We start from the raw sequence: 13,157 nt of genomic DNA on the forward strand, positions 1-13,157 counted from the left end.
CTTGATATGGAAAAAAGATGGTATGTCGTTCATACCTATTCAGGGTATGAGAACAAAGTCAAAGCCAATTTGGAAAAGCGCGTAGAGTCCATGGGCATGGAGGACAAGATATTCCGTGTTCTTGTTCCAATGGAAGAAGAAGTGGTGAATAAGGACGGTAAGAAAAAGACTGTCATGCGTAAGATTTACCCCGGATATGTCCTGGTCGAAATGATTCAAACGGATGATTCCTGGTATGTTGTTCGCAACACGCCTGGAGTAACTGGGTTTGTAGGATCGACAGGGTCAGGTTCAAAGCCGACACCATTGCTGCCAGATGAAGTTGAACAGATTCTGAAGCATATGGGTGTGGTAGAACCGAAACCGAAGATTGAATTCGACATTAAGGAATCTGTACGAATTAAGGTTGGTCCTTTTGCGAATTTTGTGGGCTCCGTGGAAGAAATATTGGCTGAGAAAAGTAAACTGAAAGTTCACGTCAACATGTTTGGACGGGAAACCCCGCTTGAGCTGGATTATACTCAAGTGGAGAAATTATAGAAGCTTTATCGAAGCTGAAATTGGTTTCTTGTGGGAGGGCTTATGAAGCTCGTCGACCACTATTGATGCAAGGAGGTGTCTTACATGGCCAAGAAGGTAATCAAAATGGTAAAACTGCAGATCCCTGCAGGGAAAGCGAATCCTGCGCCTCCGGTAGGTCCGGCATTGGGTCAAGCGGGTGTCAACATCATGGCATTCTGTAAAGAATTCAACGCTCGTACAGCCGATCAAGCAGGTTTGATCATTCCAGTTGAAATCACGGTGTTTGAAGATCGTTCTTTTACTTTCATCACCAAAACTCCACCGGCTGCAGTTCTGCTTAAAGTAGCTGCTAAACTTGAAAAAGGATCCGGTGAGCCGAACAAGAAAAAAGTCGCAACTGTTAAACGCGATACTGTTCGTCAAATCGCTGAGCAAAAAATGCCTGACCTGAACGCTGCGAACGTTGAGTCCGCAATGCGTATGGTAGAAGGTACTGCTCGCAGCATGGGTATCACCATCGAAGACTAATTGAAGTGTTCGTAACGCGGGCCTTATAAGCGCCCGCCATGTGGGAGGTATATCCGTTAAAACCACAAAGGAGGAATAGAAACATGGCTAAACATGGTAAGAAATATGTTGAAGCTGCTAAGCTGATTGACAGCGAAGCAAGCTACGAGCCTTTGGAAGCTGTAGAGCTTGTCAAAAAGGCAGCGACTGCTAAATTCGACGAAACGGTTGAAGCTGCAGTTCGTTTGGGCGTAGACCCACGTAAACAAGACCAAGCTGTGCGTGGTGTTGTTGTCTTGCCTCACGGTACAGGTAAAACACAACGCGTATTGGTATTTGCAAAAGGTGAAAAAGCGAAAGAGGCGGAAGCAGCTGGAGCAGACTTTGTTGGGGATCAAGATATGATCAACAAAATCCAACAAGGTTGGTTCGAGTTCGATGTCTGCGTAGCTACACCTGATATGATGAGTGAAGTAGGTAAATTGGGCCGTCTGCTCGGCGGTAAAGGCCTGATGCCTAACCCTAAAGCCGGAACGGTTACTTTCGATGTTTCCAAGGCTGTTCAAGAAATTAAAGCCGGTAAAATCGAGTATCGTCTGGATCGTGCAGGTCAAATTCACGCGCCAATCGGTAAAGTATCTTTCTCTGCTGAGCAGTTGAATGATAACCTTAAAGCACTGATTGATGCACTTAACCGTGCTAAACCAGCTGCTGCAAAAGGTGTTTACCTGAAAAACATCAGCCTGTCCTCAACAATGGGACCTGGTGCTCGTGTGAATACAGCTTCTTACAGATAATAAATACCAGTTGACTTTGGTCTGCTGAATCTGTTATTCTGTAAAAGTTGTTAAGTCATAAGTGACTGACCCTTAAATTCGAATATGCTTACCGTAGACAGTAGGTGCTTGTTATAAGCTTAATTTCCTACCGAGGTGTGATGATAGAACGTATCAATTGAGTTTCTATGCTCAATCTGACTTTATCAAGCCTTCGTGATTCTACGGAGGCTTTTCTTATTGGATAAATGAAGCTGATACATCGGATCAAGCCTCACCTATCTTACGGGAAACTTCCGCTTCTAGCGGTTAACGAAGATGCGAAGTGCCATGCGGTACTGAGCAAGGAATCTATCAGGAGGTGTACAATTTGGCAAACGCAAAAGTGATTCAAGCTAAACAAGAAGCGGTTGACGTGGTAACTGCGAAATTGCGTGAGAGCGCAACTACAGTAGTAGCTGACTACCGTGGTCTGAACGTTGCCCAAGTAACTGAGCTGCGTAAACAGCTTCGTGAAGCGGGTATCGAATTCCAAGTCCTGAAGAACACATTGCTTCGCCGTGCAACTGCAGCTGCAGAGCTGACTGAACTTGATGAAGTTCTGACAGGTCCTACTGCGATTGCATTCAGCGGTGAAGATGCTGTTGCTCCAGCTAAAATTTTGAACGACTTCGCTAAGAAGAACGATGCACTGAAATTGAAAGGTGCAGTAGTTGAAGGACGTGTTGTTGGTGTTGAAGAAGTTAAAGCACTGGCAGAACTTCCATCCCGCGAAGGACTTCTTTCCATGCTCCTCAGCGTGCTTCAAGCACCTGTACGCAACTTCGCCCTTGCGGTTAAAGCAGTCGGCGAACAAAAAGAAGAGCAAGGCGCTTAATTTTTTGAAATACCAGGCTATATAAAATACTAATTTAAATAATGGAGGTTCTACCATGAGTAAAGAGCAAATCTTGGAAGCAATTAAAGGTATGACTGTTTTGGAACTGAACGATCTTGTTAAAGCAATCGAAGAAGAATTCGGCGTAACTGCTGCAGCTCCTGTAGCTGTTATGGGCGGCGCTGTTGGCGGTGCTGAAGCTGCTGAGCAAACTGAGTTCGACGTAATCTTGGCATCTGCTGGTGCTTCCAAAATCAACGTAATCAAAGCGGTTCGCGAAATCACTGGTCTTGGCTTGAAAGAAGCTAAAGAACTCGTTGACAACGCTCCAAAACCACTGAAAGAAAAAGTAAGCAAAGAAGAAGCAGAAACAGTTAAAGCTAAACTTGAAGAAGTTGGCGCTTCTGTTGAAGTAAAATAATTGATTTCACTTAACTAGTGAATTGGAAACAAAACATACAAACCCCTTGATAGAGTCAAGGGGTTTGTTGTTATGAATGGCTGCAACTTTTGTAAGTGAAGGTGAATTGGAGGTATCCCATGTCAGATCATTATTATTCTAATAAGCCTGAAGCCGCTCACGATAGACAAACTCTTGAAACAGAGCTGAGAGGTTACAAGCTTAAACTAACCAGTGATGCAGGAGTATTTTCAAAGAACGGTGTGGATTATGGCAGCAGGGTTCTTATTGGAGCGATGGATCTTCAGGGAGCCAAGTCAGTTCTGGATGTAGGGTGCGGCTACGGTCCAATCGGGATTGTGGCAGCTAAGCTCCTGCCGGATGCAGTGGTTACGATGATTGATATCAATGAGCGTGCCGTAGAACTGGCAAGGCATAATGCAATTCAAAACCAGGTAAGTGCAAATACCGTTATTAAACAGAGTGACCGGCTGGAAGCAGTGAGAGAAGATAGGTTCGATGTCATCCTAACCAATCCTCCGATCCGGGCTGGTAAGGACGTTGTACATGCAATTTTTGAAGAAGCCTATGAGCAGCTGAACGAAGGTGGAACACTGTGGATTGTTATACAGAAGAAACAAGGGGCACCTTCTGCCAAAGCGAAGTTGGAATCGATGTTTAGTGTGGTTGAAGAAGTAACGAAGGACAAAGGGTATCGGATATTCAGGGCAAAGAAATAATGCGGGTATATTAGTATATACAAACTAAAAAAAATCGCAATAGGACTATTGACTTGGTATCGCCATTGTGGTATTCTTAATAAATGTCAGTATTAAGATGCCCTACTTAGCTTTAGTTTGTTAAAATGTCAATCTTTTTTTCGCTTGGATCGCATATTTGTGTGTGGATCCGCGTATAATATGTACATTTTGGGCAGACTATGAGGTGAGTGGGTTTTTCTGGGATGAAGGAGAAATTCACTAATAAGTTGCTCTTTTTTCGAAAAAACATTCGAGTAAGGGCTTTTCTTTATTTGTGGATGCTCTCTCTCTGGTTGATTCATCTTATATGAGTTCCATTATAAGGTTACAAACAGAGGTTCGCAACGAAATTTTTAAAAGTGAGTAGACATTGAGGGGTGAGTTTAAGTTGGCAGGACATCTTGTTCAGTATGGTCGACGCACTCGGCGCAGTTATGCACGAATTAACGAGATACTCGAAATTCCGAACCTGATAGAAATCCAACAAAAATCTTACGAATGGTTTTTGGAGGAAGGATTGCGCGAAATGTTCCAGGATATCTCGCCAATTCAGGATTTTACAGGTAATCTCGTATTGGAATTTATCGACTACAGTCTCGGTGAACCGAAATATACGGTAGACGACGCGAAAGAACGCGACGTTACTTATGCCGCACCGCTTCGGGTAAAAGTCCGGCTCATTAATAAGGAAACGGGCGAAGTCAAAGAGCAGGAAGTGTTCATGGGTGATTTCCCGCTGATGACCGAAACAGGCACCTTTATTATCAACGGTGCGGAACGGGTTATTGTCAGCCAGTTGGTTCGCTCTCCTAGCGTCTATTTCAGCACTAAATTAGATAAGAACGCAAAGAAATCTTATACCGCAACAGTGATTCCGAATCGCGGAGCGTGGCTGGAGCTTGAGATGGACGCGAAGGACATTATCTATGTTCGTATCGACCGTACTCGTAAGATTCCAGTGACTGTACTGCTGAGAGCGCTTGGGTTTGGTACAGATGCTGAGATTTTGGATTTGCTGGGTAATGATGAATATATCCGGAATACGCTGGATAAAGACAACACAGATTCGACAGAGAAAGCACTGATCGAAATTTACGAACGTCTTCGTCCGGGTGAACCACCGACTTTGGATAATGCGAAGAGCTTGCTTGTAGCACGTTTCTTTGATCCAAAACGTTATGATCTTGCGAACGTAGGTCGTTACAAAATCAATAAAAAGCTTCATATCAAGAACCGTCTGTTCAATCAACGTCTTGCAGAATCTTTGATTGATATCTCTACTGGAGAAATCATTGCAGAGGCTGGACAAATTGTTGACCGCAGATTGCTTGATGAAATTATGCCTGCACTTGAGAGTGAAGAGGCGGTTGGACAACGTACTTATCATGTGGCGAACGGTGTTCTTGATGCTAATGATATTCCGGTCCAAACTATTGATGTATTCTCTCCAATAGAAGACGGTAAAGTCGTTAAATTGATTGCGAACAGCAACATTGATAAATCTGTTAAGCATATTACGCCAGCAGATATCATTTCTTCCATCAGTTACTTCTTGAACCTGCTTCATGGTATTGGTGATACAGACGATATCGACCACTTGGGTAACCGTCGTCTTCGTTCTGTTGGTGAGCTCTTGCAGAACCAGTTCCGTATTGGTCTATCCCGTATGGAGCGCGTTGTTCGTGAGAGAATGTCTATTCAGGATGCGAACGTCATTACACCTCAGGCGTTGATCAACATTCGTCCGGTTATTGCATCCATTAAAGAGTTCTTCGGAAGCTCGCAGTTGTCTCAGTTTATGGACCAAACGAATCCGCTGGGCGAACTTACGCATAAACGTCGTCTGTCTGCTCTAGGACCTGGTGGTTTGACTCGTGAGCGCGCAGGCTTTGAAGTCCGTGACGTACATCCATCCCACTATGGGCGTATGTGTCCGATCGAGACTCCAGAGGGACCGAACATCGGTTTGATCAACTCCTTGTCTACATTTGCACGCGTCAACGAATATGGCTTCATCGAAGCTCCATATCGCTGGGTAGATCCGAAGACAGGCCAAGTTACAGATCAAGTTCGTTATGTAACTGCAGACGAAGAGGATAACTATGTTATTGCTCAGGCGAATGCGAAATTGAATGAAGACGGTACTTTTGCTGAGGATATGGTCGTTGTTCGTTACAACAAGCAGTCTGACAACATCACAACGATGCCGAATGACCGCGTTGACTACATGGACGTATCTCCTAAGCAGGTTGTATCCGTTGCAACGGCGCTCATTCCGTTCCTTGAGAACGATGACTCCAACCGTGCACTCATGGGATCTAACATGCAGCGGCAGGCGGTTCCACTTCTTATTCCTAAAGCTCCGCTTGTAGGTACGGGTATGGAACACAAAGCTGCGAAAGACTCCGGTGTATGTATTGTATCCAAACATGACGGTATTATTGAGAGATCTTCTGCCAATGAAATTTGGGTTCGCAGAATTGAACTTGTTGACGGCAAGGAAGTTAAGGGCGATATCGTTAAACATAAATTACACAAATTTATGCGTTCGAACCAAGGAACATGCATTAACCAACGTCCAATCGTAAAAATTGGCGATCACATTAAAAAAGGCGACATTTTGGCAGATGGACCATCTACTGAAATGGGTGAATTGGCACTGGGCCGCAACGTAGTCGTTGCCTTCATGACTTGGGAAGGTTACAACTATGAGGATGCGATTCTTCTTAGCGAAAAACTTGTTAAAGAAGACGTGTACACTTCCATTCACATTGAAGAATATGAGTCTGAAGCTCGTGATACGAAGCTCGGACCTGAAGAAATTACTCGCGATATTCCTAACGTGGGTGAAGAAGCACTTCGTAACCTTGATGAGCGCGGAATTATCCGCATCGGTGCTGAAATTGCAGCCGGCGACATTCTTGTTGGTAAAGTTACACCTAAAGGGGTAACCGAGCTTACAGCGGAAGAGCGTCTCCTTCATGCGATCTTCGGTGAGAAGGCTCGTGAAGTTCGCGATACTTCACTTCGCGTACCACACGGTACAGACGGAATTGTGGTAGACGTTAAAGTCTTCACACGTGAGAACGGTGATGAACTGCCTCCGGGTGTTAACCAGCTCGTACGTGTCTATATCGCTCAAAAACGGAAAATTTCCGAGGGTGACAAAATGGCCGGACGTCACGGTAACAAAGGGGTCGTGGCCCGTATTCTTCCAGAAGAAGATATGCCATTCCTTCCGGACGGAACACCAGTTCAAGTCGTGCTTAACCCGCTGGGGGTACCATCCCGTATGAACATCGGACAGGTGCTTGAGGTTCACTTGGGTATGGCTGCTATGCAGCTTGGTATTCATGTAGCTACACCGGTATTTGACGGTGCTACAGAGCATGATGTGTTTGACACGATGGAAGAAGCAGGCATGCAGCGTAATGGTAAGACTGTGCTGTTTGATGGACGTACGGGCGAGCGCTTCGAGCGTGAAGTTACTGTCGGTGTCATGCACATGATCAAGCTGGCGCACATGGTTGACGATAAGATCCACGCCCGCTCCACAGGACCATACTCACTTGTTACGCAACAGCCTCTGGGTGGTAAAGCTCAGTTTGGTGGTCAGCGTTTCGGTGAGATGGAGGTTTGGGCGCTTGAAGCCTACGGTGCAGCATATACCCTGCAAGAAATTCTTACAGTTAAGTCTGATGACGTTGTTGGACGTGTTAAGACTTATGAATCCATTGTCAAGGGTGAGAATGTTCCAGAACCAGGTATCCCTGAGTCCTTCAAGGTACTGATCAAAGAGCTGCAGAGCTTGGGTATGGACGTTAAAATGCTTACCAAAGACGAAGAAGAGATCGATCTGAAAGAATCGGATGACGATGATGACGCTGCAGGCGATAAGCTGAGCCTCAACCTTGAAGGCACAGAAGTCGGTGTAGAATAACATAGTCAACTGTAACAATACCGGAATTTTCATCAGGCTCTAATCCCCTCTGAAGCATCTCGCATCGGAGGGGGGAGAACCTAAAATTTAGGACTTGGTTAAGGAGGGTTGCTCCTTGTTGGACGTAAACAATTTCGAATATATGAAAATCGGGCTTGCATCCCCGGAAAAAATTCGCTCTTGGTCCCGCGGAGAAGTGAAAAAACCGGAAACGATTAACTATCGTACGCTAAAACCGGAAAAAGAAGGTCTGTTCTGCGAGAAGATCTTCGGTCCTACAAAGGACTGGGAATGTCACTGTGGTAAATACAAGCGCGTTCGTTATAAAGGCGTCGTTTGTGACCGTTGCGGCGTTGAAGTGACTCGTGCCAAAGTACGCCGTGAGCGTATGGGGCATATTGAACTGGCTGCTCCGGTATCACATATCTGGTATTTCAAAGGCATTCCAAGCCGTATGGGTCTGGCTCTGGATATGTCTCCAAGATCTCTTGAAGAGATCATTTATTTTGCATCTTATGTTGTTACCGATCCAGGTGAGACTCCACTGGAGAAAAAACAACTGCTGTCTGAAAAAGAATACCGCAGCTACCGTGAGAAATACGGCTACGGGTTCCAAGCAGGCATGGGTGCAGAAGCGGTTAAAAAGCTGCTTCAAGACCTCGACGTTGATAAAGAGCTTGAATTCTTGAAAGAAGAGCTCCGCACAGCTCAAGGTCAGCGCCGTAATCGTGCGATTAAGCGCCTTGAAGTTATCGAAGCTTTCCGTAATTCCGGCAACAGACCGGATTGGATGATCATGGATGTACTTCCTGTCATTCCACCGGAGCTTCGGCCGATGGTTCAGCTTGACGGCGGCCGCTTTGCGACTTCTGACTTGAATGATCTGTATCGTCGTGTAATTAACCGTAATAACCGTCTGAAACGCCTTCTTGATCTTGGTGCACCAGACATCATCGTTCAGAATGAGAAGCGTATGCTTCAAGAAGCAGTTGACGCTCTGATCGATAACGGCCGTCGTGGCCGTCCTGTTACAGGTCCTGGTAACCGTCCGCTCAAATCTCTCAGCCACATGCTGAAAGGTAAACAAGGTCGCTTCCGTCAGAACTTGCTCGGTAAACGTGTTGACTATTCTGGTCGTTCCGTTATCGTCGTAGGTCCTTACCTTAAGATGTACCAATGCGGCTTGCCTAAGGATATGGCGCTTGAGTTGTTCAAGCCTTTCGTTATGAAAGAGCTTGTGAACAAAGGTCTGGCGCATAATATTAAGAGTGCAAAACGTAAAGTTGAACGTGTGAGTCCTGAAGTATGGGACGTTCTTGAAGAAGTAATTAAGGAACATCCAGTACTTCTTAACCGTGCCCCTACGCTTCACCGTTTGGGTATTCAAGCATTTGAACCGATTCTGGTGGAAGGTAAAGCGATCCGTTTGCATCCGCTCGTATGTACGGCTTACAACGCCGACTTTGACGGTGACCAAATGGCCGTTCACGTACCTTTGTCCGCTGAAGCTCAAGCCGAAGCTCGTCTTCTTATGCTTGCGTCAGGTAATATCTTGAACCCTAAAGATGGTAAGCCGGTTGTTACTCCATCTCAGGATATGGTTCTTGGATCCTTCTATCTGACAATGGATAACAAAGAAGAAAAAGGCTCAGGTATGATCCTTCGTACAGTGAATGAAGCTGTATCTGCTTACCAACGCGGAACTGCGGGTCTTCATGCACGTGTTGCAATTCCGGTCAAAGCTCTTAACAAAACAAGCTTTACGGATGAGCAGCAAAATGCGATGCTGATCACAACGGTCGGTAAGATTATCTTTAACGAAATCTTCCCAAGCAGCTTCCCATACATTAATGATGCAACTCGCGCTAACCTCTTCCAAGGTACGCCGGAGCATTCCTTTGTGTATGAGAAAGGCGCTGACCTGAGAGAAGCAATTATGAATGCACCTCAAGCGGGTGGAGTCGGCAAAGACTATCTTGGTCATATCATTGCACGCTGCTTCGAGGTATACCATACAACACAAACATCTATGATCTTGGATAAGGTCAAACAGCTTGGATTCACGTATTCTACTCGTGCTGGGGTTACCGTTGGTGTATCCGACGTTATTGTCCCTGATGAGAAGAATGAGATTTTACGTGTGTCAGATGAGAAGGTTGCTGTCGTTACGAATCAGTACCGTCGTGGTTTGATCACGAACGAAGAGCGTTATGACCGCGTCATTGATATCTGGTCCAAAGCAAAAGATGATATCACGGAAGTCCTTATGAAATCGATGGATCGCTTCAACTCCATCATGCTCATGGTTGACTCTAAAGCCCGTGGTAACAAATCTCAGATTACACAGCTGGGCGGTATGCGGGGTCTGATGGCCAACCCATCAGGACGTATTATCGAGCTCCCAATCAAATCGAACTTCCGTGAAGGTCTGACGGTACTCGAGTACTTCCTGTCCACGCACGGTGCACGTAAAGGTCTTGCCGATACAGCCCTGCGTACAGCTGACTCAGGTTACCTGACTCGTCGTCTCGTTGACGTAGCGCAAGATGTGATTGTTCGGGAAGATGATTGCGGAACAGATAAAGGTTTCACTGTAAGCCGTATTCAAGATGGTAAAGAGGTTATCGAGGATCTATATGATCGTATCGAAGGCCGCTATTGCTTCCAAACGGTTCGTCATCCTGAGACAGGTGAAATCATTGCACATCGTAATGAGCTCATCGATTCTGACAAAGCTGAGGCTATTGTTAAAGCAGGAGTAGACAAACTGCAAATACGTTCTGTGCTTAGCTGCCGTGCTCGTCATGGTGTCTGCAAGAAGTGTTATGGACGCAACCTGGCAACAGGTAAACACGTCGAGATCGGGGAAGCAGTTGGTATCATCGCTGCACAATCCATCGGTGAGCCAGGAACACAGCTTACAATGCGTACGTTCCATACCGGTGGTGTCGCTGGAGACGATATTACTCAGGGTCTTCCGCGTATCCAGGAGCTTTTCGAAGCGCGTAATCCGAAAGGTCAAGCAACCATCAGTGAAATTGATGGTGTTATCAAAGAGATCCGTGAAGCTAAAGATCGCCGTGAAATTGAAGTTCAAGGTGAAGCTGAGACGAAAGTCTATGCAGTTACCTATGGCTCCCGTCTGCGCGTAAGCGAGGGAATGGAGATTGAAGCGGGGGATGAGCTTACGGATGGTTCAATTGACCCGAAAGAAATGCTGCGTATCAAAGGTGTACGTGGCGTTCAAAACTACATTCTGCAAGAAGTACAGCGCGTATATCGTAACCAAGGTGTAGAAATCAACGACAAGCACGTAGAAGTAATGATTCGTCAAATGCTGCGCAAGATTCGTATTGTGGATGCAGGAGATACTACGCTTCTTCCAGGTTCGTTTGTTGATACTCATGAATATGAAACAGCAAACAAGACTGCAATTCTTAGTGACAAGGAGCCTGCAGTGGCTAAGCCAGTCCTTCTGGGTATCACCAAGGCGTCTCTTGAAACAGATTCCTTCTTGTCCGCAGCTTCCTTCCAGGAAACGACTCGTGTCCTGACGGATGCAGCAATCAAAGGTAAGGTCGATCAGCTTCTTGGACTGAAGGAAAATGTAATTATCGGTAAACTGATCCCTGCTGGTACAGGTATGAACCGTTATCGCAGTGTGAAGTTTGCTAATCCGGAAGATGGCGAATCTCAACTAGAAGAGCTTGAACCGGTATCTGTAGACTGATATAGCTCAAATTTGTCTGTAACAGGCGAATCTGATCGGTAAACACGTACCAGATTGTATATCAGGAGAGAAGTTACAAGCTTCCTCCTGATATGGCAATCTTAATGTTTAGAGTTTGATTGAATCTCTTGACAACAAATGTGTAGTAATGCTAATATAGCAAAGGTGCGTGAGTAGCCGCATGTTATCATGTCTTCTCGGAGGTATTGATAAATGTCGAATGACAACTTTTTGCAGGATGCTCATGTCAAGATCGGTACCAAGCAAACCATGAAGATGGTTGAATCAGGTCTGGCTGCTGAAGTTTATGTAGCTCAGGACGCTGATATGCGAATCACTTCTAAGATCAAGTCGCTATGTGAGAAGCATCAAGTGAAGCTGAACATAGTCGATACGATGGAGCAGCTCGGCAAGGCTTGCGGAATTGAAGTGGGAGCGGCTATGGTAGCTGTATTGAAACAATAGGTATAAGAAGATGTTTTTGTCTGGAATGCAAGAGCTTCCTAAACGGCAAAAACTTTTCATTTGTTCTTTTATGAACCGCCTGGGTCTGTGGACTTAAGAATTGAGGTTTATAAATAGAATGACGAATCTAGGAAGGGGGTGGCAACATGCCAACAATTAATCAGCTCGTTCGTAAAGGACGTCAAGCAAAGATCTACAAATCCAAATCTCCTGCGTTGCAAAAAGGCTTCAATGCCCTGAAACGTGAGTCTACTGATATCAGTGCTCCGCAAAAACGTGGTGTTTGTACTCGTGTAGGTACGATGACTCCGAAGAAACCGAACTCCGCGCTTCGTAAATATGCCCGTGTACGTTTGACTAACCGTATCGAGGTTACTGCTTACATCCCAGGTATCGGACACAACTTGCAAGAGCACAGTGTCGTTCTGATCCGTGGTGGTCGGGTTAAAGACCTTCCGGGTGTACGTTACCATATCGTTCGTGGTGCGCTTGATACTGCAGGTGTTAACAACCGTATGCAAGCTCGCTCCAAGTATGGTGCGAAACGCCCTAAAGCTAAAAAAGCGTAAGATCAACACATTGATTTTACAGTCAGTAAGCCGTTTGCGAATTAGCGCTTCGGTTACAGAACAACAACAACAACAAATTAAGAATAATAAACATGCAAGAAAGGGGGATATCCATGCCACGCAAAGGTCCAGTTACCAAAAGAGACGTGTTGCCTGATCCGGTGTACAACAGCAAACTTGTTACTCGTCTGATCAACCGCATCATGCTTGATGGAAAACGTGGTGTTGCTCAAAGCATTCTTTACAATGCGTTCAACTTGATTCAAGAACGTACAGGTAAAGATCCTATGGAAGTTTTTGAAGCAGCTATCAAAAATATTATGCCGGTTCTGGAAGTTAAAGCTCGTCGTGTCGGTGGTGCTAACTACCAAGTACCTATCGAGGTTAAACCGGAAAGACGTACTTCCCTTGGTCTACGTTGGCTCGTAAACTACTCCCGCAGCCGCGGTGAGAAAACAATGGAAGAGCGTTTGGCAGCTGAGATTATCGATGCTTCCAACAACACTGGTGCTTCCGTTAAGAAACGTGAAGACACACACAAAATGGCTGAAGCGAACAAAGCGTTTGCTCACTACCGTTGGTAGGATTTATCAGTCTTTAAAATATAACT

Annotated in this window: 11 protein-coding genes and 1 other annotated feature; all 11 genes read left to right on the top strand. The window is 45.4% G+C overall.

Translation table 11 applies throughout. The features are described 5' to 3' along the window. Positions 1 to 6 precede the first annotated feature (6 nt). The 11 genes from nusG (at position 7) to rpsG (ending at position 13,131) form a co-directional block, all read left to right on the top strand. Positions 7 to 540, top strand: a complete 534-nt coding sequence (nusG, locus tag ACFSVM_RS25175) for a transcription termination/antitermination protein NusG (RefSeq protein ID WP_047914103.1) — start codon at positions 7 to 9, stop codon at positions 538 to 540. 84 nt (positions 541 to 624) lie between these two features. Further along, positions 625 to 1,050 (top strand): 50S ribosomal protein L11, encoded by a 426-nt coding sequence (gene rplK / locus ACFSVM_RS25180; protein ID WP_047914102.1) that lies wholly within the window; start codon positions 625 to 627, stop codon positions 1,048 to 1,050. An 83-nt stretch (positions 1,051 to 1,133) separates the two neighbouring features. Then, positions 1,134 to 1,826 carry a 50S ribosomal protein L1 gene (rplA, locus tag ACFSVM_RS25185; protein ID WP_076315692.1) on the top strand — a complete coding sequence of 231 codons (693 nt, stop codon included), beginning with the start codon at positions 1,134 to 1,136 and terminating at the stop codon, positions 1,824 to 1,826. A gap of 73 nt (positions 1,827 to 1,899) precedes the next feature. Beyond that, positions 1,900 to 2,052 (top strand) — a sequence feature (ribosomal protein L10 leader region). A 123-nt stretch (positions 2,053 to 2,175) separates the two neighbouring features. Beyond that, entirely contained in the window at positions 2,176 to 2,682 is a 507-nt protein-coding gene (gene rplJ / locus ACFSVM_RS25190) for a 50S ribosomal protein L10 (protein WP_076315693.1), read from the top strand. A gap of 55 nt (positions 2,683 to 2,737) precedes the next feature. Next, the gene (gene rplL, locus ACFSVM_RS25195) at positions 2,738 to 3,103 is read left to right on the top strand and encodes a 50S ribosomal protein L7/L12 (protein ID WP_076315694.1); all 366 of its coding nucleotides are present in this window, start codon (positions 2,738 to 2,740) and stop codon (positions 3,101 to 3,103) included. Between the two features lie 119 nt (positions 3,104 to 3,222). Next, positions 3,223 to 3,822: a class I SAM-dependent methyltransferase gene (locus ACFSVM_RS25200; RefSeq protein ID WP_090727885.1), complete on the top strand. Its 600-nt coding sequence runs from the start codon at positions 3,223 to 3,225 to the stop codon at positions 3,820 to 3,822. A 409-nt stretch (positions 3,823 to 4,231) separates the two neighbouring features. Beyond that, positions 4,232 to 7,783 carry a DNA-directed RNA polymerase subunit beta gene (rpoB, locus tag ACFSVM_RS25205; protein WP_076315696.1) on the top strand — a complete coding sequence of 1,184 codons (3,552 nt, stop codon included), beginning with the start codon at positions 4,232 to 4,234 and terminating at the stop codon, positions 7,781 to 7,783. 115 nt (positions 7,784 to 7,898) lie between these two features. Then, entirely contained in the window at positions 7,899 to 11,513 is a 3,615-nt protein-coding gene (rpoC, locus tag ACFSVM_RS25210; protein WP_076315697.1) for a DNA-directed RNA polymerase subunit beta', read from the top strand. Positions 11,514 to 11,726: 213 nt separating this feature from the next. Next, entirely contained in the window at positions 11,727 to 11,978 is a 252-nt protein-coding gene (locus ACFSVM_RS25215) for a ribosomal L7Ae/L30e/S12e/Gadd45 family protein (protein WP_047914095.1), read from the top strand. 146 nt (positions 11,979 to 12,124) lie between these two features. Then, complete coding sequence (rpsL, locus tag ACFSVM_RS25220; protein ID WP_047914094.1) at positions 12,125 to 12,547, top strand: 30S ribosomal protein S12; 423 nt, start codon at positions 12,125 to 12,127, stop codon at positions 12,545 to 12,547. Between the two features lie 113 nt (positions 12,548 to 12,660). Continuing rightward, positions 12,661 to 13,131 carry a 30S ribosomal protein S7 gene (gene rpsG, locus ACFSVM_RS25225; protein WP_047914093.1) on the top strand — a complete coding sequence of 157 codons (471 nt, stop codon included), beginning with the start codon at positions 12,661 to 12,663 and terminating at the stop codon, positions 13,129 to 13,131. Positions 13,132 to 13,157 lie beyond the last annotated feature (26 nt).

Origin of the sequence: Paenibacillus shunpengii, from assembly GCF_042684905.1 — a bacterium.
Classification (GTDB): Bacteria; Bacillota; Bacilli; order Paenibacillales; family Paenibacillaceae; genus Paenibacillus; species Paenibacillus shunpengii.